Raw genomic sequence first — 22,242 nt, 5'->3', positions numbered from 1 at the left:
GCCGGGACTCAGTTGTAGAGAGTGCCGGCGTTGACGACGGGCTGGGTCGCGCGGTCGCCACACAGCACCACCAGCAGATTGGAAACCATTGCGGCCCTTCGCTCCTCGTCGAGTTGCACGACACCCTGGGCGGTGAGTCGATCCAGGGCGAGACCGACCATACCGACCGCGCCCTCCACGATGTGGGTGCGGGCCGCGACGACCTGGGCGGCCTGCTGACGCACCAGCATCGCCTGGGCGATCTCGGGGGCGTAGGCGAGGTGGGTGATGCGGGCCTCCAGCACCTCGATACCCGCCAGCTCGGTGCGCTCGCGCAACTCGACGGTCAGTTCCTCCGCCACTTCGGCGCCGTCACGCAGGCTGGTGCGCTCGGCGTCGTGCGCGTCGTAGGGGTGGGTCGTGGCCAGATGCCGGACTGCGGCCTCGGACTGGGTCTCGACGTACTCCTCGTAGTCGTCGACGGCGAATGCCGCCTTGAAACTGTCGACCACGCGGTAGACGACCACCGCGGCGATTTCGACCGGATTGCCGTCCGCGTCGTTGACCTTGAGTTTCTGGGTCTCGAAATTGCGCACGCGCAGCGAGATGCTCTTGCGATCGGTCAGGGGCACGACCGAGTAGAAGCCCGGTTCGCTCACCGACCCGATGTAGCGGCCGAAGAACTGCACCACCTTCGCCTCGTTCGGGTTGATCACCGTCAACCCGGTCGCCAGCAGCAGGAGCACCACCACGACGACGGTCGCCACGATCGCGGCGACCAGCGCGGGGACATTCCCGCCGTCCGCCGCGGCGACATAGCCGACGGCGGCCGCGGCGCCGAAGAAGAGGGTGAGCACCAACCAGGCCAACAGCACGAGAAAACCGTTGACGTGGAAAGCGGACCTGAGCTTCATGACATCCTCCGGGTATCAAAGTGATATCACTACGATAGCGCATTCGGCCGTGGCGGCAAGACCCGATCGCGCGCTCGGCCGAGGCGCGGGGCCTGACTCCCGGGTAGGTGCCATTGGCCCCTAGATGGGCGGCGCGCACCCTGACACAGTGGTGCGCGCCGTTGCCCCCGATGCCGAAAGTGATCGCGAACGATGCTGCCGCAGCTCTGGATCATCCTGCCGTACACGGCATTTGCCTCGTTCGTCATCGGCCACGTCTGGCAGTACCGCCGCGATCGGTTCCGTGCCTTCACCGCCGCGCCCGACACCGATCGTGCGCAGCGCACGGGTCGGGCGGCGTTCCGGACCGGATTCGCGCTCGTGATCGCGGCGCGGGTGATCGACCTGCTCACCTCCGGGCCCGACAACCATCCCGTCGGCGGACTGTTCATCGGCCTGGTCGTCGTGGAATGCGCGGGTGTCGTGGCGGCGTCGGCAGGCGCGGTGCTGCTGTTCCTGCCCGATCTGATCGCCGCGCCGCCGCGCGAGAGCGTCACCCCGCTCGACCGGATCACCTTGCCCGCGCTGGCGGCGGGCCTGTTCTCGGGGATCATCGTCCGGTTCGACCCGAATTCGACCGGGGATCGCTATCGCACGGCGGAAACCCTTTTCGCCTGGGTCCGCTCGCTGTTCACCCTGCACCCGCAGACCGAAACCATCCGGGACGCGCCGTTCATCTACCAGGCGCGCGGTCTGATCCTGCTGCTCATCGTCGGAATCTGGCCCTACACCCGGCTTTCCGGGATGTTCGCCGGACCGGTGGTGCGATGGATACGCCGGAATCCGGGGGTGGCGCGCGTCGGGCGCGACGACTCGTCTCCGGTCGCCGAGAAATAGATCAGCGCGGCACGGTCGCATCGGAGGCCGTTCCCCGTGGGGGACGAAACAAACCGGAATTCGGGGGCAGCGAATACCGCGAACTCGCACTCGAAATCGCGTGATCGCCGTGAAGATCACATCTGCATCGTCCGGTGCCGTTCGTCGGGGAACGTCCAACGGTAAGGAATGGAGACCCATGTTTATCAAGAAATTGGTGACGACGGCGTTCATGGCCATCGCCGCCACCGGAATCGCGACCGCGACAGCGCAGGGAGAAGCCGGACTGGCCGACGTCTCCTTCGACGCGACCGACGGCCCGATCGCCTACACGGCGAGTCTGGCCGCCGACCACTCGAGCGCGCTGGTCTCGTTGGCTTCCGGCACGTTCGTCGTGACACCCGACGCGGTCGAGGTCCGCGCGGACGACGGCGCGGTGGTCGGCAGCATTCCGACGACACTGCGCACGGACGCGGGACAGAGTTTCGAGGTCACCCCCGTCGTCGACGCCTCGGCCACGAAGCTGAGTCTGACCCCGGTCGGCGGTCCGCTCTCGCGCGACATTCCCGGTACCCACGAGGTGGGCGGCCCGATCACCGTTCTCGCGGGCGCCGGTATCGGCTGTTTGATCGGCATCGCGCTCGGCATCTGGTTCTTCGTCGTCGGCGCGATCGCCGGCTGCGCCATCGGCGCGGTCATCGGCGCCGGGGTGGGATTCCTCTTCGTCCCCGGACCGTGATGCGGTAGCACCGAATACGCTGTGGGCCGGGCCGCCGTCGCGCACCCGGCCCACAGCCGTAATTTCTTGTCGCTACACAGTTTTCAGAGCAGTCGGGAGAGAAACGCTTTCGTGCGTTCGTGTTCCGGGTTGGCCAGCACCTCGCGGGGCACGCCCGCCTCGACGACCACCCCGCCGTCCATGAACACCAGACGATCGGCGACCTCGCGCGCGAAACCCATCTCGTGGGTCACCACGACCATGGTCATACCGTCGCGGGCGAGTTCACGCATCACTTCGAGTACCTCGCCGACCAGTTCCGGATCCAGCGCCGAGGTCGGTTCGTCGAAGAGCATCAATTTCGGATCCATCGCCAGGGCGCGCGCGATGGCGACACGCTGCTGCTGGCCGCCCGAGAGCTGCGCCGGATAGGCATTCGCCTTGTCGCCCATACCGACCCGGTCCAGCAATTCGTTCGCCCTCGCGACGGCTTCGGCCTTGCGAATCCTCTTGACCTGCGTCGGCGCCTCGATGATGTTCTCCAGGGCCGTCCGGTGCGGGAACAGGTTGAAATGCTGGAAGACCATGCCGATGTCACGGCGCTGCGCGGCGGCGACGCGCGGATGCAGTTCGTAGAGTTTGTCGCCCTTCTCCCGGTAGCCGACCAGGTCGCCGTCGACGTAGAGCCGTCCGGCGTTGACCCGCTCCAGATGGTTGATACACCGCAGGAACGTCGACTTACCCGAACCGGACGGCCCGATCAGGCACAGCACCTCACCGCGTGCCACCTCGAGCGAGATGCCGTTGAGCACCTGGAGCGCACCGAAACTCTTGCACACCCGGTCGGCGAGGATCATCGGCGGAGTGTCGACCCCGACCTCCGCACCCTTCGAGAGATCATGACTCATTTCGGATTCACCACACCCCGCGCGTCGGCCAATTGCCGCAATTGCTTGGCGGTCAACTGCCTGGATATCCCGCGCGAGTAGTAGCGCTCCAGGTAGAACTGCCCGACCATCAGCACGCTGGTGATGACCAGGTACCAGGTGGCGGTGACCATGAGCAGCGGAATCGGCTGGAAGTTCACGCCGTAGATATCGCGGGCACGGCCGAACAGGTCCGTACTCAACGGAATCGCGGTCACCAGCGACGTGGTCTTGAGCATGCCGATGAATTCGTTGCCGGTCGGCGGGATGATCACCCGCATCGCCTGCGGCAACACCGTGCGGCGCATGGTCTGCGTCCACGACATGCCGAGCGCGGTCGACGCCTCGCGCTGCCCCTCACCGACGGAATTGATTCCGGCGCGCACGATCTCGGCCATGTACGCGGCCTCGTTCAGGCCGAGCCCGAGGACGGCGAAGGCGAAGGCCGCCTGCAACCCCTGCACGTCGAGATGGAAGAACTGCGGGCCGAACGGGATGCCGAGAGCGATCTGACGGTACAGCGAGGGCACCAGGCCCCAGAACACCAACTGCACGTAGACCGGCGTACCGCGGAAGATCCACAGGTACACCCACGCGGTCGAGCGCAGCACCGGATTCGGCGAGAGCCGCATCACCGACAGGATTGTTCCGAGCACGACGGCGATGGCCATGGCGATCACCGTCAGCTCGAGGGTGACGACCACGCCCGCGAGGATCCTGGTGTCGAACAGGTACTTGCCGTAGGTGTTCCACTGGTAGGCCTCGTTGGTGGCGGCGCCGTAGAGGAACAGTCCCAGCAGCACGAGGACGACGGCGGCGGCGATCCAGCGGCCGGGGCGGCGCAGCGGAACCGCTCTGATCGGTTCCGGTTCGCCCCCTGCCGCACCGCGTCCGGGTTCGCCGGACACGGTGCCGGGCACGGAATCCGACATCGATCAGCTCTCGGCGCCGTTGATGACCGATTCGGTGATCGCGCCCTCCTGCACACCCCAGTTCTCGGTGATGGTCTTGTACTGCCCGTTCTTGATCAGATGATTGAGTGCCGACTGGAGCGCCTTCGCCAGCGGCGAATTCTTCGGAACGGCCCAGCCGTAGGGGGCGGAGTCGAACACCGAACCCGCGGCCTCGATCTTGCCGTCGCTCTTCTTGATCGCGTACGCCGTCACCGGCGAATCGGCGGACATCGCGTCGACCTGCCCGAGAACCAGCGCATTGGTCGCGGCGCTCTGCTCGTCGAACGGTTTGATATCGATCGCGGGCTTACCCGCGGCGACACAGGCTTCGCTCTTGGCGGGCACCTCTTCGGTGTGCTCGATGGTGGTGGCCTGCACGGCGACCTTCTTGCCGCAGGCGTTGTCCGGGTCGACCGGCTTGCCGATCTGCTGCGCCCACTGGACGCCCGCCTTGAAGTAGTCGGTGAAGTCGACCTGCTGCTGACGTTCCTTGGTATCGGTGATCGACGACATGCCGACGTCGTAGGTGCCCGCCTGGATCGCCGGGATGATCTTCTCGAACGCGGACTCGACGTATTCGACCTTCACGCCGAGGACGGAGCCGACGGCGTCCAGGAGGTCGACATCGAATCCGACGATCTTGCCGTCGGCGTCCTTGTACTCGTTGGGCTGATACGGGACGTTCACGCCGACGACGAGTTTGCCGGACTGCGTGATCTTCTCGGGAAGTGTCGCCGCGATCGCGTCGACCTTGTCCACCGACACCTTCGGAACGGCCGGGCCGGATTCCTCGGTGTTGTTGGTACAGCCCGTCAGTATCAGCGCACCACCCGCCACGACGCATACGGCCCGTAGGGCGCCCCTGCCAAGAACCGTTCGAACAGACACAGCAGCCCTCCACATTTCGGATAAGGGAAACCCGGGTGTCACCACCCGTTTCCGGAAATGTAGGCGACCGGATCGCTTCGCGCTGGACACCGGGCCCACAGCGTCACGAACTCGTTGCATGTCGTCGAGCTGCCGAAACACCGCACCCGCAGCGCCGCACCCCGAACCTCACAGCCTGACCAGTGGGTTTGTGATATTCGATGCCCGAACCCGCGTCCGCGGCGTGCGGCGCGCCCCCTGAACGAGTTTTCCGGATGGTAACCGGACCGGTCTTCGATATCGGCCGCCGACCGCCGATCGGACGCGGCACGCCGAAGCGGTTTTCGGACAGGAAACGCCGCGCGATCCCGAAGATGAGCACGTATCGACGGCTCACGGGACAAAATGCTTCCGATGGTCACACGGCCCGAATCCGATCCCGCCGAGCAGCTGGACTGCCTGGTGGAATTGACGTGGCCCGCGAGCAGGCATCTGTGGTGGCGGGCGCGTCACAGCGGCACCGGCGCTCAGATCGCGGCGGCCCTGGACGAACTCGCGGTGCGCGTCGGCATCGACCCGCTGGCCCGCACGCTGCTGCTGCTCGAACGGGCGGGTATCGGGTACAGCCTCGCGGTATGGGCGCAGGCGTGCGTCATCGAACACCGCGCCGATACCGTCGATCTGGCGGACCTGCCCGCCGCGCTGCGCGCGCACGCCGATTCGATTCGCGCCCGCGTGCACTGACGATCCGTCGGCCGAGGATCACCCGAACGGATTTCCTCGTGCATGAACGGGAGCCGACTGCTGACCGTCGCGGAAGGTGACAGGCTCGGTGCCGTCGATTGTCGGAGGCAAGTCGCCGGGGCCGGGTGGGCGCTCCCGAGGGATCCGGAAAATGGCGATGCTCACCTACGGCAAGCCGGGTGAGCATCTCGGGAGATAGTAGCCCGCCGCGGTTTCGGGCAGTAGCGAATTTCCGAAACCGGAGATGCCGAGATTTCCGGCGAAATGCCTTCCGCCGGGCCGTCTCGCTCGTGCGGAACACCGATACCAGGTTCCGGCCCGGCCTCGGTCCGGATCCGATTCGCTGGATGCATCGAAATTGCATCGAATAGCGGCTACCGTGGATGGTGCGGCGCCGGGATGCGTCGGCGCGGCACACCGATATCCGCATGATCGAGTTCCCGTGATCGCCGTGGGCGAGCGGTCCGCATCGGCCGATCCGTCGACCGGCGGGATCGCGGGCAGGAGTTGCGATGAACACTTCCCTCACCCGCCGAGGAACGGCCACGGTGCTCGCGGTGGCCCCCGCGGCAATCGGCCTGTGCCTATTGGGCACCGCGACCGCGAACGCGGAGACCACGGCGTGTCCGGCTCCCGGCACGAGCGCCACCGCGGCCGACGCCGACGGAGCCAGCTGTTCGGCCACCAGCGCGGGCGGCGCCGCGGCCGCTTACGGATTGGACGGCGACGCCTCGGCCGACGCGGGCCCGACGAGCCTGTCACTGGCTATCGCCCAGAACGGCGGCGTCGCGACATCGACGTCGACGACGCTGTCCGGCCCCGCGGCGATCGCGCTCGGCCCCGGCGCGACGGTGACAGCGGCGGGCGTACGGCCTGGACTCGCCATCGGCATCGCGGGACCGGGCGCGACCGTGACGGTCCCCGGCACAACCGTGCCGACCTGCACCGGCGGTGTGGGATTCGCCGGAGATTTCCAAACCTTGCAGGGCTGCCTGTCGGTCGGGTGAGTGCCGAAAGTTCTTGGTGACGTCGAGCACGGACGCACGGACGCACGCTTACCCGAAACCTGGCGGTCGCGGACGCGCTACCGCCGCACTCCCCTCCTCTGCGGCCGACGAACCGGATGATCGGTTCGTCGGCCGAGCGGGAACTCGACGTGCGCGGAACCCCGGTAACCACATTCGAGCGCCAGCGGCCCACCCCGACCCGGCCATGGCTCTGACTCAGCCCTGCCCGGCGGCAACTCGACCCGGCCCCGGCTGGGCCGCGGCCCAGCGACAACGTGGCGACACGGCCCGGCGGCGACACGGCCTCGCCTCAGCAGGTCCGGCGGCGACACGGCCCCGCCCGCAGCACGGCCGAGGCCCGGCCCTGTGGTGTCGCAATACGAGCGCAACCCGACCCAGCACGGACTGGCAGACCCGCCGCCGAGAACTTCGCGCAGGACGGTGGGGTACGTGGGTCGGCCACCGCTCGAAGAAGCGCGCATGATCCGACTGTGTGCTCGTCGGTCCGGTAGCACCGAAGTACAATTTCGAGGCCGCGTGGGCCAACTGTTCAGAATCCGCCAAGCAGGTGCGGGCGTGTCCCCCACCGCCGGTGATTCGACGTCTCATATGACGCAATTTCGATGCACACCCCCGGGAGTGGTCACGTCCTGCCCTGCGGCGGAACGACTACTGGACGGGCGGCATCACCGGTGTGTTGTCGGTATACCCCTGGACCGCGCCGACGACGGCGCCCGCCGCCGCGCCGACGAGCATGAACGGCGCCGCGACCATGCCGTATCCGATGGCGGCGCCGACGGGTGTCAGTACGAACCATCCGGCGGGCGCGAAGACGGTGCCCGCGATGAAACCGGAGACGGCGCCGATGACCGCGCCCGGTGCGGCGATCGGGCTGGCCAATGTCGAACCGACCGACGCGCCGATGGCCGCCGAACCGAGGACGTTCGCGGCGATGCGGTCCGACCGGCCGGGGTCGAAGCCGGCCGAGTCGAGCACCTGGGCGAGCCCCGCCTCGGCACCCGCCGCGGCGTCGTTGACCTGATCGATGGGCTCGGCGGGAATCCAGTCCGGCACACCGACCTGCATGGTCCCGATGCGGACCTGGCCTTCCGGCGCTTCGATCGGAGCGACGGGGGGCGCCATGGCGAAGATGTCGGGGACGCGCAGCTGGCCCGGGTCGACGTGGACCATCTCGAACGCGGACGGACCCTGCCGTTTGTGGGTGAGGTCGTTGCGCGCGGTCTGCGCGTCGAGCACCTGTTCGGCGATCGCGGTGTACGAGCCGTCCCGGGCGGAGGCCGATTCGTCACCGGATGTCAGGTAGGAGGTGCCCGCGCCCGGTCCCTCGATCGGCGCGGCCGTCGCCACGGAGTGTGCGAGCACCGGCGCCACACCGGCGAACGCCACGACCGCCGCACGAGCGGCCAATGTCCGGCGGGCCGCCGTGTCACGATTTCCCTGCATTACTCAACCTCTCTGATACATCGAAAAAATGGATCTGGTGGGTCGATATCCGTGCATCCTCACCCCGTGCCACTCCGAACCGCCCTGTGCGGCACTGCGAAACGCTTCGGAATTCGGTAGCAAACCACCGGCTCCGACGAGGTAGGTCCATCGAACGCTGAAAGTGCGAGGGCGAATCACCGTTGCCACCCGATATCAGCGCGATCATGCTACCGACAGAGAGGGTTGGCGGGCAGACTAATTCGCCGGTTGGAGATAATAGTTCTGCGCCCATTTGCTCGAACCGGCGGGAGCGTTGAGCGTGTTGAGCAACTCTACCGCCGACACCACCATAACCGGACCACCGACGGCGATCGTTCCGAGTATTCCGCCGAGTCCCGCTCCCGCCGCCGCGCCCGCCAGGCATCCGAATCCGAACAGCGGCATGCCGAAGACACATCCGACGACGAGTCCGGCCGCACTGCCGACCATCGCGCCGATCGCGGTGGCGAGACCGAACCGGGTCGAGAACTCGTTCAACGCGGCGTTGTCCTCGAGCGGGGAAGCGACGGGTTCGACAACGGGGGTGGTGGAGGGCTTCGGCGCGCCGGGGACCAACCGCAATTCGGTTCCGTTCGCACCCAGCGCCGGTTCGGCCGTCACCTCCCTGTCCCCCATCGTGAATCGCGTCGGCACGCGGACGACCGGCGCGCCGGTGCGATCGAGCACCGTGAAGGCGCGGTGGTCTTCTTCGATCACGAAGGTCCCGCCCGTAAGTGTGGTTTTCACAAGGTGATCCGACGAAGTGATCTTGTATTCGATGTCATGGTCGACGGATTCGTCCGCGTGCGCGGTCACCGGCACGACCACCGCGACCACAGCGCAAGCGACCGACGCGATACGCGAGATTTCGATCACGAAGTATCCTTCTCGATTTCGTGGTTGCGGCCCGAGACATCGGGCCGACGCAGTCCACGGCCGGGTTCGGCCGCTCCGAGCGACGACAAAACCACAGCAGTTATCGAGTGAACGGCTCGTCGGGGAGAAATAGGTGATCGGCCCGAGCAAACGTCGGGAAACGCGGACACTCACGTACCGAAAGTTGGCTTACCCCAAGTTATACGGCCGGACAGAAATCGGTGATACGGCGCGAATCGGTATTGGATCCCCCTGCCACCTCGCGAAATGCCCGGCTACGACACGTCGGTCAGGCGGGCCGTGTGCCGGAGCGTCGGCAGGTCGGCGTCGCCCGGCCTGATCCGCTCGGCCAGATCGGCGAGCATGGACAACGACGGTGAAGACAGGTCGATGGCCGCGAGCAGCAGCCGCCGCAGCGGGTAGTGCGAGACGGTCGCGACGGCACTGACGTCGGTGCGCCGCTCCCCCCGGCGGATTCCGGTCCGGAGCCAGTGCGCGTCGGCGTCGAAGAATTCGGCGAGCGCCTCGACCAGTTCGGGCCGCGGATGGCGGCGGTGCCCGCGACGCAGCATCGATACGTAGGACGCGGAGGTCACCTGCCCCCTGTGCGCCAGCGCTTCGACCAGCGAACGATATTGGAGCGGGCGGCCGTGCCCCGACTCCCACGCGGTGATCAGCCCGTCGAGACGGGCGGCGAATTCGGCATCCTCCTGCGACGTGGCGTGTTCGCTCGCCTGCGGGACGTACATGGGCGGCAGATCGGCCCAGGCTACCTGTTCACTTCTCATGCCGTACCTCCGTGAAGTTGCGGGGAACACCTCCGCGGTATCGCCTCGCGGATCGGTCGTCGCCGAGGCGGACGGGAGGAGGTTCCCGTTTTCGTATGCACGATCGCTCTGACTCTTCGACAGTGGCGCCGCACCGTTACACAGCGGCCACCACGACCACGGCTCTCGATTGCCGGTGGATCGCACACGGGGGTGCCATCGCACGCGCCGCCATATCCGTCGGTCATAGCCGTGGACTCTAGCGAGCAGATCCATGCAGATCACGGATTTACCGGATTGATATCAATCAAATTTTTCGGCACACTGTTTCCGGTAGCCGAGGCTTTGCGTCATGCCAACCGGTCGGTTATCAGCAACCGTTTCCGCGGATCCGCGAGGGCACGATCGAATCAGCCCTCAGGTCCACGACGACCGGGCCGAACAGACTCGAATCCCGAAAATCACGACTGGCACAAGGCGATTGCCCGCTGCACTCCCCCATTCGCTCCCCGGGCGTAACACCGCGTCCCACCTCGATCGACGTCTTGACGAGCACTCGTTCCACGATCACCGCCGATATTCGAGAGGGACGGCACACCTATTGCGATACCGACGGAATCCGAGCGCCACCGCGTTCCGGTGCCGGGATCATCGGCGCCGCTCGCGCATGGCGTACCTTCAACGCTGCACCGCGGGATTCGATCGACACTCGGAACTGTTGTCCGAGGAGATGTCACCGAGAGGGCGGGTCACCTGAGCAATCCGTGACCGTGAGCCACGCGAACTACCCCCGAACACAGATTGACCGCTCCGATTTCCGAAGTCATGTCTCTGTACACGTCAGGAGTATTCATGCAGGGCACGGTGAAATGGTTCGACGAGACCAAGCATTTCGGCTTCATCGCCGCCGCGGACGGCAGCGCCGATCTGCTCGTCGAGAGCAAGGACATCCCCGACGAGTTCCGCCATCTGATCGAGGAGGGCTGCCCCGTCGATTTCCGAGTCGTCGTCGGCATGAAGGGCCCGCAGGCGCAGCAGGTCCAGCCGAGCGGCGTGCGATTCCAGTCGGCACCCGCACCGCTGGTCACCGATACCGACGAAGCCGCGGCAGCGCAGGCGCGGTGCGCGTGAGCGCGCGCCCGTGCGCACCGGCGTGTCCGATCCGGTGACACTCCCGGGAACGGCTGGTCTCGATGTGGCGACCAGTCCAGCACCGGATTCCGAACCTGTCGATCGACGACTGGCGCTCATCGAGCAGAAGTTGATCGAGCAATGGGAAGCGGCGCCGTTTCCCCGGCTCGCGGAAACCCCCGCCGACAAGGGTGTCGGCGACCACACCGCGGACGACCCGTACTGGCGGTTCCTGCGCCTGATGCCGCGCGCGGGTGTCGAACCGGGCGATCGCTGGGCCGTCGCGTTCAGCGATTCCGTGCGCGATCTGCTGGTACGCACCTACGCGTCGTCGATACCCTCCCCCGCCGACATCTCCTGGATCCGCGAGGTATCGGAGGGACGCGATCTGCTCGAGATCGGCGCGGGCCGCGGCTACTGGGCGTGGCAACTGCGTCAGGCCGGAGCCGACGTGATCGCGGTGGACAACAAATCCGCGACGTGGGACCACCTGTGGACCGATGTCGCGTTCGGCAATACCGCCGATGCCTGCCTGCACGCCCAGCGCGCGCTGCTGCTCGTCCACCCGCCGCGCGAATCCGCCATGGCCCAGGCCGCACTGGACTTCTACGACGGCGATCTGCTGGTCTACGCCGGGGACGAGACCACCGCAGCCTCCCGAGGCTTCCATGCCACCCTCACGCAGGAGTGGATCGAGATCGGCGCCGCTCCCCACCATCCGACCTATGTCGGCATCCCCTGTCGACTGCGGGCGTTCCAACGCCGCTGACCGGGGTCAACCGGCTTGTTCGACGCGTTCTCGTCGATCAGGTCGTGCAGCTCCGCGAGACTCCATGGCGGGGATTCCGCGTGGTCGCGGTAGCCGAGCACGGCGGTCTCGGGGCGCTTGAATCGCCCGATGAAACCGCCCGCCCCGATGGGTCTTCGCGCCGGGACACACGCTATTGGCCCGGATGCCGTACTCGCGTAGTTCGGCGGCCATCGCCAGGGTCAGGCTGGTCACCGCGCCCTTACCCGCCGCGTACCCGGTCCCGCCGTAGTCGCCGAGGTAGGCCAAGGAACTCGTGTTGATGATCGATCCTCGGCCCTGCTCGACCATCGCACGGCTTTCGCCACGATCCCGGCATGAACACTATTGCAGACAGCTGTCCAGACATCTATCAGCCCGACGAGTTCGTGTCAGCCGTATCCCTGGACCGGAAACAATCCGCCGGATCCCGCTCGACTGTCGATCCGACAGGATCCCCCGGCCCGATCACCGAGTCAAAAACCCGAATCGACGCCGGCGAAGAGAATCTCGAAGACCAGCGGGGTCTTCGGACTGTTCACCGTCGGCGGCACGTACGGGGCGCCCTGATTCGTATCGGTGACCAGGTAGTCGGAATGGCTTCCGCGCACCGGATCCACGACACCGTCGCAGTGCGGACCGCCGGTCGCGTTCACCTTGGGCAGGTCGTTCGGGTACTCGTACGGCGGAGCGGGGAACATGAAATTGGTGTTGAACGCGGCACCCGGTTGCAGGCCGCCGACGAAACCCTCGGCTTCCGGCATGACCTGCGCGATTCCGACGATGACGCAGGTGAGCACCGGCGAGTAGTCGTTCAGCAGCGCGGCGGTCGGGCGCAGCAGATCCAGCGCCGTGCCGAGGGGCCGCTCGTTCTCCGCGAGGACGCTCCCACCGGTGTCGGCCAGTCCGATCAGATCGAGCAACAGCGCGTCCAATCGCTGCTGATTCTCGGCCACGGTCGCGCTCGTATATGTCGCGTTGTCGACCGTGCGCAGCAGATCGGTCGCGGCGTCGGCGTAGAGATCGCCGACCTGCCCGGTCGCGGCCAGATCCCGTCGCAACGCGGGCAGGCTCGGATTGATCTCGCGCAGGACCGAATCCGCTCTGGTCAGCAGTTCGCCGAGGGTGTCGCCCCGTCCTTCGAGCGCGGTGCCGAGTGCGGCGAGCGTGGCGTTGAGCCGACCGGGTTCCACCTGGGCGAGGACCGCCGACAATCGCTCGAACAGAGTGTTCCACTCCACCGTCACGGATTCGGCCCGCACGAGCGCACCCGGTCGCAGCGACGCCGTCGACGGCGCGGGCGGCGCGACGAAATTGACATACTTCGCGCCGAACACGGTGGTGGAACGAATCTCGACCAGCGCGTTGGTCGGAACCCTGCGCAACGCGTCGGGATCGATCGCCAGTCGCAGCGCGACCCGATCGGCCCGATAGTCGATCGAGGCGACCCGGCCGATCTCGACACCGCGCATACGCACCTTCGCGTCCGGGTCGAGCACGAGACCGCTGCGCGGCGCCTCGACCGTCACCGCGACCGTCGAGGTGAAACCGCCCGCGAAGGAGATCATCGCCAGCGCCGCCACGGTGACGATCGTGAGGATCATCGCCAACCCGGCGAGTTTGAGCCGTAGTGCCGACCACAGCCATTCCGCCCACCCCTGCCGAGGTGGTGTCGACGGACGCGGACCGTCGACCTGCGTGTCGGACGCGATGTGCTGTCGTGAATTCACTACTCACCTCTTGGAGAACGACGCGCGACGGGCTGTTTCGCGCACGCCTTCGGTTCGTTGGGGGGACCATCGATCCATAGCGGGATCTCCCACGGTTCCCTTGCCCGCGCCCAGCCGGCCACAGTACTGTCCAGACACATGTCCATCATATGTATGGACAGCAATCTCGGGGAAGGAATCCAATGACTCTGCTGAAACCGAGGCGGGTGTCCGGAGGCGAGCACGAACACGGCCACCTCGAGGAATTTCGGGTCGACCCCATCGCCCTGATGCGTCGCGTCCGCGAGGAATGCGGCGACGTCGGATCCTTCGAACTCGCCGGTCGCCACGTGATCATGCTGTCCGGCGCGGAAGCCAACGAATTCTTCTTCCGGGCCGGCGACGAGGATATGGACCAGGGCGCGGCCTACCCCTTCATGAAACCCATCTTCGGCGAGGGCGTGATCTTCGACGCGCCACCGGAGCGGCGCAAGGAAATGCTGCACAACCAGGCACTACGCGCCGAACACATGCGTGGGCACGCCGCGACCATCGCCCGCGAGGTCGACCAGATGCTGGCGGGCTGGGATGACGAGGGCGAGATCGATCTGCTCGACTTCTTCGCCGAACTCACCATCTACACGTCCTCGGCGTGCCTGATCGGTACCAAGTTCCGCAACGAACTCGATGACCGGTTCGCGCACCTCTACCACGATCTCGAGCGCGGCACCGACGCACTCGCCTACGTCGACCCGTACGCGCCGATCGAGAGTTTCCGTCGGCGCGACGAGGCACGCGTGGAGCTGGTCGCGCTGGTCCAGGGCATCATGGACGCCCGCAAGGCCAAGCCGCCCGCGACCAAGGCCGATCGCGACATGCTCGACGTGCTGGTGTCGGTGCCCGACGAGGACGGCAATCCGCGTTTCAGCGCCAGCGAGATCACCGGCATCTTCATCTCGATGATGTTCGCCGGGCATCACACAACCTCCGGCACCGCGGCGTGGTCGATCATCGAACTGCTGCGCCATCCCGAAGTGCTGGAGTCGGTGGTCACCGAGCTCGACGAGCTCTACGCCGACGGCTCCGAGGTGAGCTTCAACGCGCTGCGCCAGATCCCGCAGCTGGAGGCGGTGTTGAAGGAGACCCTGCGCCTGCATCCGCCGCTGATCATCCTGATGCGCATCGCCCAGGGCGAATTCGACGTCTGCGGACATCGGATCGCCCCCGGTGACATGGTGGCGGCCACCCCCGCGATCTCCAACCGGCTGGCCGAGGACTTCCCCGAGCCCGACCGGTTCGATCCGAGCCGCTACATCGATCCGAACCAGGCCGATCTGATCAACCGGTGGACCTGGATTCCGTTCGGCGCGGGTCGCCATCGGTGCGTCGGCGCGGCCTTCGCGCTCATGCAGCTCAAGGCGATCTTCTCGATTCTGTTGCGGGACTGGGAGTTCGAGATGGCCCAGCCGTCGGAGAGCTACCGCAACGATCACAGCAAGATGGTGGTGCAGTTGCAGAAGCCGTGCACGGTCCGTTATCGCCGCCGACGACGCACCGAGGAAAACTGACCGATGGCCGACCGCGCGTCGCGGTTAGCGCCGACAGCGGTGATCGCCCTCTGAGAATTCTCGGAGGGCGACCCGCTCGGGCGACGATTCAGAGCAGCACCACCGAACGCAGCACGTCACCGTGATGCATCCGGGTGAAGGCGTTCTCGACCTCGTCGAGGCCGATGGTCTCGGTGACGAAGGCGTCCAGCGGCAGTCGGCCCTGGAGGAACAGGTCGATGAGCATCGGGAAATCCCGCGACGGCAGGCAGTCGCCGTACCACGACGATTTCAACGCGCCGCCGCGCTCGAACAGGTGCAACAGCGGCAGTTCCAGCGACATCTCCGGCGTCGGCACCCCGACCAGGACCACCGTGCCCGCGAGATCGCGCGCGTAGAACGACTGGGTGTAGGTTTCCGGCCTGCCCACTGCGTCGATCACGACATCGGCACCGAAACCGCCGGTCAGTGCCTGGATGGCGGCCACCACGTCCCCCGAGCCCGCGTGCACCGTATCGGTCACGCCGAATCCCTTGGCCATCAACAGTTTTCGCTCGTCGAGGTCGACGGCGATGATCTTCGCCGCACCCGCGAGCGACGCGCCGAGGACCGCGGCCGCGCCGACACCGCCGCAGCCGATGACGGCCACCGAATCGCCACGCGAGACATTGCCGGTATTGAGCGCCGCGCCCAGCCCGGCCATCACACCGCAGCCGAGCAGACCCGCGACCTGCGGCGGAGCCGCCGGGTCGACCTCGGTACACTGCCCGGCGGCCACCAGGGTCTTCTCGGCGAACGCCCCGATGCCGAGCGCGGGACTCAACGGCGTGCCGTCGGCGAGTGTCATCACGCCGGTGGCGTCGGCCGTGTCGAAGCAGTACCACGGGCGTCCGCGCTTGCAGGCCCGGCATTGCCCGCAGACCGCGCGCCAGTTGAGGATCACGTAATCGCCCGGGGCCACCTCGGTGACGCCGGGACCGACCGCGGACACGATTCCGGCCGCCTCGTGACCGAGCAGGTACGGGTAGTTCGTGCCGATCCCGCCTTCGCGGTAATGCAGGTCGGTGTGGCAGACCCCGCACGCCTCGATATCGACGACGACCTCACCGGGCCCCCGGATCCGGTACGAGAATCGTTTCGACGGAGACGGTTTCGCCCTTTCCCCGGGCTACCACTCCGCGCACTTTCGTAGGTCATGTAGAGCCTTTGTCTCGACGGCGGATCGGGCGTGGTCACGCCGGGAGCGGTGCAACCCGGCCGCGGCACGCCCGGCCACCGGCGGCAGATCCAGATAGGTGCGCAGGCCGGGTTCGGCCGCGACGACATAGGGAATCGCGTTGACGCAATGCATCGCGGTGGCGACGATGCCCGGATTCGGCGCGGTCGAATCGGATACGTGCCCGTGCATTCCGGTGAAGGTCGTCATCGATCCGGGATCGCCGACGATCTCGATCTCGTAGCGCTGGCCCGCCGGGCCGAAACGCCAGGGCGGATCGAGATGCTCCTCCCCCATGAACCAGTTCACCGCGGCGGTGATCACCGGGGTTCCGTCGACGGTGCCCTGCCAGCGGTAGCGCTGAGCCGCGACGTGGCCGGGCGCTATCTCCCCGATCGGCGAGTCGATCGGTGCGGTGGCGACGGCGATGTCGTGCGTGACGGTCAGATCCGGATCGAGGTCGAACCCGAGTTCGTCGGCGATCATCCAGACCGATTGGCTGTAGCCGCCCGCGAGCATCTGGATCATCGGACTCGCCGCGGCCTTGTCGGGCGTCGCGCCGAACAGCATCCAGTCCCGCACCACCTCGGGCGCGGCGTAGGTACGGATATCGGAGAACTCCTCGGCGCGCACCGCCGTCACCGAGCCGGACAGCGCCGAGATCACCAGCGGCAGCCGCTCGGTGATGCCACCCGGATGAATTCCGGTGCCGTGCAGCGTGACTCCCGCTTCACGACAGAGCGCGTCGTAGCGTGCGCGTTCGCCGCGGCGCGGATAGAACCAGCCGAGCGGGGTGACGACGTTCTTGCCCGAGGACAGGATGGCGCGCAACACCGCCGGATCGGCCATGAACGGGCTGTACAGCACACAGTCGGCGTCGATGGCGAGCAGTGCGTCGATATCGGTGGTCGCCCGGACTCCGATCGGCGCGCGGCCGATCAGTTCGCCCAGATCGAGGCCTTCCTTGTGCGCGCTGTGCACCCACGCACCGACCAGTTCGAGGTCTGGGTGGTCGAGGACGGCGCCGATCGCGGCCTGCCCGAGGCCGCCGGTCGCCCATTGGATCACCCGTGGCATCAGTCCTCCCGGTGATCCGGCGGACGGGCGGCGACGCGGTTCCTGGCCCATCCGTAGTCGGGTTTGCCGCTGGGTGAGCGCACGATGGTTTCGGTGACCCAGATCTGTTTGGGCACTTTGTATCCGGCCAGATAGCGTCGCACGTGCGCGAGTACGGCCGCGAATTCGACGGGTTCGGTGCCGACCGGCGAGACCACCGCGGCGACCTGCTGCCCCCACCGCTCGTGCGCGACGCCGACGACCACGGCGTCGTAGATCGCGTCGTGTGATTTCACGACGCCCTCGACCTCTTCGACGAACACTTTCTCGCCGCCGGTGTTGATCACCATATTGCCTCGACCGAGCAGGGTGATCGAGCCGTCGAGTTCGGAGCGGGCCCGATCGTCGGTCACCACGATGCGCGCGCCGTCGACGGTTTTGAACAGGCGGTCGGTCTTGACGGGGTCCTTGTGGTACCCGATGGGTACCGCGCCCTTCTTGGCCAGCCAGCCCTCGGCACCCGACTCGACCGGCACACCGTCGGCGTCGACCACCACGGCTCCGCGGCCGGTCTGCACGCGCGGACCGCGCGCGGGATCGTCGTCCTTCTGGGCGAATCCGATTCCGCCGAAACCGGTTTCGGACGAGCCGATCGAATCGGAGACCACCGAGGACGGGAACTGTTCGAGCAGCGCGTTCTTCACCGGCTGCGACAACAGTGCCGCGCCGGAGGCGATCGCGAGCAGCGAGGAGGTGTCGACCGGCTCCGCCGCGTAGCTGTCGAGCAACGGACGGGCCATCGCGTCACCGGTGATCACCAGAACGTGCGCCCGATGGGTCGCCACCGCCTTCCAGACCGCTCCCGGCTCGAACCGCGGCGACAGGATCACCGCGTTGCCCGACCACAGCGCCGCGAAGGTCGGCATCATGGCCGCGGCGTGGATCAGCGGCGGCAGGACGAACCAGGTACTCGGGTCGCCCTGCGCACCGGTGCGCGACTGCTGGTATTCGTCGGCGACGGGTTCACCGGAGTAGAAGTCGATACCGCCGCCGAGGACCCGCCACATGTCCTCCTGATGCCACATCACGCCCTTGGGCATTCCTGTGGTGCCGCCGGTGTACATCATGAAGAGGTCGTCGCCGCCGCGGTCGATCACCGGACGCGCGGGCGATCCGGTCACGATGACGGTCTCGTAGTGCGCGACACCGGATTCCGCGTCGGGCACGCCCGCGCCGGAATCGTCGTCGACCTGGATCACGTAGCGCAGCAGTGGCGCCGCCGACCGCGCCTGCCCGACCGCCTCGCGGTAGCGGGCGTGATGGACGAGCACCGCGATATCGGAGTTCTCGTACAGGTAGGACAACTCCGCCGCGCCGTAGCGGTAGTTGACGTTGATGGGGACCGCCGCGAGTTTGAAGCAGGCGATCAGGGTTTCGATGGTCTCCACGCTGTTGTGCATCTGGAATCCGACGTGGGTGCCGTTGCCGACACCCACGCTCGCGAGGTGGTGTGCCAGCCGGTTGGCCCTGGCGTCCAGATCCGCGAAGGTGACCCGATGATCCTCGTGGATCAGCGCGATCCGCTCGGGCATCGCGTCGACGGCGTGTTCGAACAGATCGGCGAAATTCTCGGCCATATCACTTCATCTCCGGTCACACGACCGTCAGGGGCAGCGGGATGCCACGATCGGTGAAGGCGAAATCGGCGCCGGTACTGAACCGGGTGATCGCCACCTCCGACGCCTCGCGGAAGGTTTTGTCGCCGAGGGTGATCTCGACGGTGAAACCGTCCGCTGACGCGCAGATGACCCGCGGCGTGAATCGCGGGTTCACCCCGCGCACCATCGCCTCGAGCGGGCCCGGGCGGTCCGGGGTGAGCATGGCGGGCCAGGTGCCGTCACGATGGGCGCCGGTGTCGTTCGGCACATGCAGTTGCACCGCACCGGGTGTTTCGGTGATCTCGATTCCCGTGTAGGACAGCGGATTCAAGGCCGGATGCAGGCGCAGCACCTGGACCAGCGCCGCGACGTCGTCACCGAGACGCAGGCTGTTGCGGATGCGTTCGGAGGCCAGTCCCGCGATGCCGGTGAACTGCTTGCGGCCGATCTCGGCGGCGGCGTCCGCGTCGGCGCGCGAGCGGACCGCGATCATGAACCCGAGCGTGAGCAGGTGCTGCTGCAAGCAGACCTCTTCGGCCATGCGTACCAGGGCGGACTGCGAGAAGTCCGGGAAACGCAGATCGCTCAGCAGCGGGCCCGAGTAGTCGGACATGCCCTCCGACGCGGGGGCGACGGCAGGCAATTCCACCCCGGCCGCGACCGACTCGGCGACCAGTTCCGAGTTGGGCGGAATCGGCGGCGGCACATGCGAATCGGAGATGATGACGGTCCACGCGCAGACCGGGCGCCGATCGGCGGGCCGACGCGGCGGCCGGTGGATCGGGCGGACCTGCGCGTGCGGGTTGGTGGCGAGCGCGGTGGCGTCGAAGGTCGGATCCTCGATGTCGTGACACATCGAGACGACGAATTCCTCGCCCATCGGTTCCACGTCGGCGAGCGCGCCGCAGTGATCGAGCCAGAATTCGCCGTGATCGTGGTCGTCGACGCGGTAGCGGAAATCCATGAACTGCGGCGGGGCGCCGATATCGAGCTGGAGCCCCTTGAAGATGGTTTCCACACTGTCGCCGGTGAATTTCAGCGCCCGCTGCATGCGCCGGGTGTAGACGGGGCTGGCGGTCTGCCATTCCTCGATCGCGATCTGGGCCATCCCCTCGCGACCGAACGCGCCGATCGAATGCGCCATGCCTGAGCGGTCGATGAGATGTCCGCACAGCAGCAGTTCGGGCACGAGAATCGCCAGGTCGGCCCGGGACAGGCCCTGGTACCTGCTGGTCGGCACGTTGTTCACCACAGCGCGACCGGTGCTTCACCGATGCGGTACCAGCCCGGCAGCCGCTTGGTCGACACCGAGCGCTCGATGCGCTTGTGCATCCCCGGTGACAGCGTGTTCGCCGTGATCATCTCCATGAACAGGGCGGAGACATTGCCGAAGTCGAAGAAGTCGCGCTGCCACGACCACTGGAAATCGCCGCCGTAGCGGAACCAGCTGCCGCCGATCCCGTCGACGGTGTAACTGCGCCCGTCGGGCCGCCGCGCGTCGGCGACCTGCTTCCACAGACCGATCACGTTGCCGCTGCGCTCGTCGACGACGAAGTCCTGGTACGGGTACGTCCAGCCCTCGAGTCCGTCCATTTCCTGACCGAGGGCGATATCGCGGATCTCGTCGCGGCCGACGGCCATGAACTCCTGGGTGGGACCGTAGTTCCAGCCGTAGGTGGCGTCGACGGTGTACATCTGCGCCAGCGGCTTCCAGTCACCTTTCTCCTCACAGCGCTGATTCTCGGTGATCCAGCGCTGGATCATCTCGTCGAGTTCCGCGCGGTCGAAATCGGGCATCAGTCGGTACCTTTCGGGGAGGAGACGTCGCCGTCGTCGGCGAGTGAGAGAGCTTGGGTCGGGCAGTAGCGGACGGCGTTCCCGACATCGGCGCTCAGCTCGGAACCCGGTGTGGCGTCGAGGATTTCGACGTGGCCGCGCTTGGGCACGGCGAAGACGGTCGGGGCTTCGGCTTGGCAGACCGCGTGGCCCTGGCACAGATCGGTGTCCACGGAGATCTTCACGACGGCGTCCCCACCGCTTCGGCGGGCGCGGTCGGTGTGACCCGTTCGCGCGGCGGAGCTTCCGGCTGGACCTCGACCAGGGCCATGTGCACGCCGCGCGCGGCGCTGACCACGGCGACGACGGCGGCCGCCATATCCGCGGCCCGCAGCAGATACGGGTGGCGCGCGAAACCCCAGTGCACCCAGTCCTCGAGCAGTGGACCGACGACTTCGGCGTCGGCCTGTGTGCCCATGCCGGTCCGAGTGGGGCCCGGGCGCACCAGCGAGGCGCGTATTCCGGCGCCCTCCAACTCCATCCGCAATTGCAGGCCCATGGACTCGACGGCCGCCTTGGACGAGCTGTATGCGCCGGTGCGCGGACGCGGGGTCGGGGCGCAGTCCGAGCTGATCAGCACGACATCACCGCGTCTGCGCTCGAGCATGCCCGGCAGCACGCGGTGCGTCATCCGGTGCGCGCCGATCAGGTGCACCTGCACCTGGTCCAGGAATCGGTCGGGATCCATCGCCTCGATCAACGAGAATTCGATATCGCCCGCGCCGGAGACCAGGATCTCGGCGGGTCCGTTCGTCGCTTCGGCGGCGGTGACGAACGCGTCGACGGATTCGCCGCTGGTGACGTCGAGTCGGTGCGCGAACGCCTGGCCGCCGTCGGCCCTGATCCCCTCGGCGATCTGTTCGCAGACCTCCACCCGGCGCGCGCCGAGCGCGACGGGATGGCCGAGCGCGGCCAGCGCGACGGCGGTCGCGGCGCCGATGCCGGAGGACGCGCCCGCGACGAGGACCGGCCTGCGCGCGGGATGAGGTTCGAAACGTGGCATTACCCGGCCTCCATGGTGTACAGATCCTCGTGACAGAGGTGGTCGTGCGGGTCGAGTATCGACGGCTCCGAGGAGTCGGCTGCCATCGCGCGCACCCCGATTCAGATAACACGTTCCCTACCGCGGACGTCCCGAAGAAACGTCCTAGAGACATGTAGCTGGACATGTGTCTGGACGGTACCACCGACCATGATCCAGGACAACGGGG

At 67.1% G+C, this 22,242-nt stretch carries 21 protein-coding genes and 2 pseudogenes; 7 read left to right on the top strand and 16 right to left on the bottom strand.

Annotated elements, in window-relative coordinates; genetic code table 11:
* Nucleotides 1-8: 8 nt before the first annotated feature.
* Nucleotides 9-893, bottom strand: coding sequence for an SPFH domain-containing protein (locus OG225_RS04730; RefSeq protein ID WP_216909337.1), 885 nt, complete (start codon nucleotides 891-893; stop codon nucleotides 9-11).
* Nucleotides 894-1,085: 192 nt separating this feature from the next.
* On the opposite strand from OG225_RS04730, the gene OG225_RS04725 reads away from it, so the two are divergent.
* Together OG225_RS04725 and OG225_RS04720 are read left to right on the top strand one after the other, a co-directional pair.
* Nucleotides 1,086-1,769: a respiratory nitrate reductase subunit gamma gene (locus OG225_RS04725; protein ID WP_405180548.1), complete on the top strand. Its 684-nt coding sequence runs from the start codon at nucleotides 1,086-1,088 to the stop codon at nucleotides 1,767-1,769.
* Nucleotides 1,770-1,947: 178 nt separating this feature from the next.
* Nucleotides 1,948-2,487 (top strand): hypothetical protein, encoded by a 540-nt coding sequence (locus OG225_RS04720; RefSeq protein ID WP_405180547.1) that lies wholly within the window; start codon nucleotides 1,948-1,950, stop codon nucleotides 2,485-2,487.
* 83 nt (nucleotides 2,488-2,570) lie between these two features.
* Here OG225_RS04720 and OG225_RS04715 read toward each other — a convergent pair whose 3' ends face one another.
* From OG225_RS04715 to OG225_RS04705, 3 genes are read right to left on the bottom strand one after another with little or no spacing between them, the layout of a single operon-like run.
* Nucleotides 2,571-3,323 carry an amino acid ABC transporter ATP-binding protein gene (locus OG225_RS04715; RefSeq protein ID WP_405183198.1) on the bottom strand — a complete coding sequence of 251 codons (753 nt, stop codon included), beginning with the start codon at nucleotides 3,321-3,323 and terminating at the stop codon, nucleotides 2,571-2,573.
* 47 nt (nucleotides 3,324-3,370) lie between these two features.
* Nucleotides 3,371-4,324, bottom strand: a complete 954-nt coding sequence (locus tag OG225_RS04710) for an amino acid ABC transporter permease (RefSeq protein WP_405180546.1) — start codon at nucleotides 4,322-4,324, stop codon at nucleotides 3,371-3,373.
* Nucleotides 4,325-4,327: 3 nt separating this feature from the next.
* Nucleotides 4,328-5,248: an ABC transporter substrate-binding protein gene (locus tag OG225_RS04705; RefSeq protein ID WP_405180545.1), complete on the bottom strand. Its 921-nt coding sequence runs from the start codon at nucleotides 5,246-5,248 to the stop codon at nucleotides 4,328-4,330.
* 378 nt (nucleotides 5,249-5,626) lie between these two features.
* Here OG225_RS04705 and OG225_RS04700 point away from each other — a divergent pair, with 378 nt between their 5' ends.
* Both OG225_RS04700 and OG225_RS04695 read left to right on the top strand, forming a co-directional pair.
* The gene (locus tag OG225_RS04700) at nucleotides 5,627-5,956 is read left to right on the top strand and encodes a hypothetical protein (protein ID WP_157978895.1); all 330 of its coding nucleotides are present in this window, start codon (nucleotides 5,627-5,629) and stop codon (nucleotides 5,954-5,956) included.
* A gap of 512 nt (nucleotides 5,957-6,468) precedes the next feature.
* Nucleotides 6,469-6,963, top strand: a complete 495-nt coding sequence (locus OG225_RS04695) for a DUF6764 family protein (RefSeq protein ID WP_405180544.1) — start codon at nucleotides 6,469-6,471, stop codon at nucleotides 6,961-6,963.
* Nucleotides 6,964-7,632: 669 nt separating this feature from the next.
* Here OG225_RS04695 and OG225_RS04690 read toward each other — a convergent pair.
* The 3 genes from OG225_RS04690 to OG225_RS04680 all read right to left on the bottom strand — a co-directional run bounded on the left by OG225_RS04690 (nucleotide 7,633) and on the right by OG225_RS04680 (nucleotide 10,112).
* Nucleotides 7,633-8,427, bottom strand: a complete 795-nt coding sequence (locus OG225_RS04690; RefSeq protein ID WP_405180543.1) for a hypothetical protein — start codon at nucleotides 8,425-8,427, stop codon at nucleotides 7,633-7,635.
* A gap of 237 nt (nucleotides 8,428-8,664) precedes the next feature.
* Nucleotides 8,665-9,324 carry an ammonium transporter gene (locus tag OG225_RS04685; RefSeq protein WP_405180542.1) on the bottom strand — a complete coding sequence of 220 codons (660 nt, stop codon included), beginning with the start codon at nucleotides 9,322-9,324 and terminating at the stop codon, nucleotides 8,665-8,667.
* A 275-nt stretch (nucleotides 9,325-9,599) separates the two neighbouring features.
* Nucleotides 9,600-10,112, bottom strand: a complete 513-nt coding sequence (locus OG225_RS04680; protein ID WP_405180541.1) for a hypothetical protein — start codon at nucleotides 10,110-10,112, stop codon at nucleotides 9,600-9,602.
* Nucleotides 10,113-10,943: 831 nt separating this feature from the next.
* Here OG225_RS04680 and OG225_RS04675 point away from each other — a divergent pair.
* Together OG225_RS04675 and OG225_RS04670 are read left to right on the top strand one after the other, a co-directional pair.
* Complete coding sequence (locus OG225_RS04675) at nucleotides 10,944-11,222, top strand: cold shock domain-containing protein (RefSeq protein WP_405180540.1); 279 nt, start codon at nucleotides 10,944-10,946, stop codon at nucleotides 11,220-11,222.
* A gap of 64 nt (nucleotides 11,223-11,286) precedes the next feature.
* Nucleotides 11,287-11,991 (top strand): hypothetical protein, encoded by a 705-nt coding sequence (locus OG225_RS04670; RefSeq protein ID WP_405180539.1) that lies wholly within the window; start codon nucleotides 11,287-11,289, stop codon nucleotides 11,989-11,991.
* Between the two features lie 35 nt (nucleotides 11,992-12,026).
* Here OG225_RS04670 and OG225_RS04665 read toward each other — a convergent pair.
* Nucleotides 12,027-12,321: pseudogene (locus tag OG225_RS04665) on the bottom strand (SDR family NAD(P)-dependent oxidoreductase); the annotation flags it as partial.
* 164 nt (nucleotides 12,322-12,485) lie between these two features.
* On the bottom strand, nucleotides 12,486-13,613 hold the full coding sequence (locus OG225_RS04660; RefSeq protein WP_405183197.1) for an MCE family protein: 1,128 nt from the start codon (nucleotides 13,611-13,613) through the stop codon (nucleotides 12,486-12,488).
* Nucleotides 13,614-13,921: 308 nt separating this feature from the next.
* Here OG225_RS04660 and OG225_RS04655 point away from each other — a divergent pair, with 308 nt between their 5' ends.
* Entirely contained in the window at nucleotides 13,922-15,286 is a 1,365-nt protein-coding gene (locus tag OG225_RS04655) for a cytochrome P450 (protein ID WP_405180538.1), read from the top strand.
* An 88-nt stretch (nucleotides 15,287-15,374) separates the two neighbouring features.
* Here OG225_RS04655 and OG225_RS04650 read toward each other — a convergent pair.
* From OG225_RS04650 to OG225_RS04620, 7 genes and pseudogenes are all read right to left on the bottom strand, one after another.
* Nucleotides 15,375-16,449 (bottom strand): annotated as a pseudogene (locus tag OG225_RS04650) (S-(hydroxymethyl)mycothiol dehydrogenase).
* Nucleotides 16,434-17,558 carry a dihydrodipicolinate reductase gene (locus tag OG225_RS04645; protein WP_405180537.1) on the bottom strand — a complete coding sequence of 375 codons (1,125 nt, stop codon included), beginning with the start codon at nucleotides 17,556-17,558 and terminating at the stop codon, nucleotides 16,434-16,436. The pseudogene OG225_RS04650 and the gene OG225_RS04645 overlap by 16 nt, the downstream one beginning before the upstream one ends.
* Nucleotides 17,558-19,174, bottom strand: a complete 1,617-nt coding sequence (locus OG225_RS04640; RefSeq protein ID WP_405180536.1) for an acyl-CoA synthetase — start codon at nucleotides 19,172-19,174, stop codon at nucleotides 17,558-17,560. The genes OG225_RS04645 and OG225_RS04640 overlap by 1 nt, the downstream gene beginning before the upstream one ends.
* Nucleotides 19,175-19,190: 16 nt before the next feature.
* Complete coding sequence (locus OG225_RS04635; protein ID WP_405180535.1) at nucleotides 19,191-20,435, bottom strand: hypothetical protein; 1,245 nt, start codon at nucleotides 20,433-20,435, stop codon at nucleotides 19,191-19,193.
* Between the two features lie 5 nt (nucleotides 20,436-20,440).
* Nucleotides 20,441-20,992, bottom strand: a complete 552-nt coding sequence (locus OG225_RS04630) for a nuclear transport factor 2 family protein (RefSeq protein ID WP_405180534.1) — start codon at nucleotides 20,990-20,992, stop codon at nucleotides 20,441-20,443.
* On the bottom strand, nucleotides 20,992-21,216 hold the full coding sequence (locus OG225_RS04625; protein WP_216909303.1) for a ferredoxin: 225 nt from the start codon (nucleotides 21,214-21,216) through the stop codon (nucleotides 20,992-20,994). Before OG225_RS04625 ends, OG225_RS04630 begins: the two co-directional genes overlap by 1 nt.
* A complete protein-coding gene (locus OG225_RS04620; protein ID WP_405180533.1) occupies nucleotides 21,213-22,034 on the bottom strand; it encodes an SDR family oxidoreductase in 822 nt (273 codons plus the stop codon). The genes OG225_RS04625 and OG225_RS04620 overlap by 4 nt, the downstream gene beginning before the upstream one ends.
* Nucleotides 22,035-22,242 lie beyond the last annotated feature (208 nt).

The sequence above is a fragment of the Nocardia sp. NBC_01377 genome, assembly GCF_045040005.1.
GTDB classification, from domain to species: domain Bacteria; phylum Actinomycetota; class Actinomycetes; order Mycobacteriales; family Mycobacteriaceae; genus Nocardia; species Nocardia noduli.
This window is presented reverse-complemented; position numbering and strand designations above follow the sequence as displayed.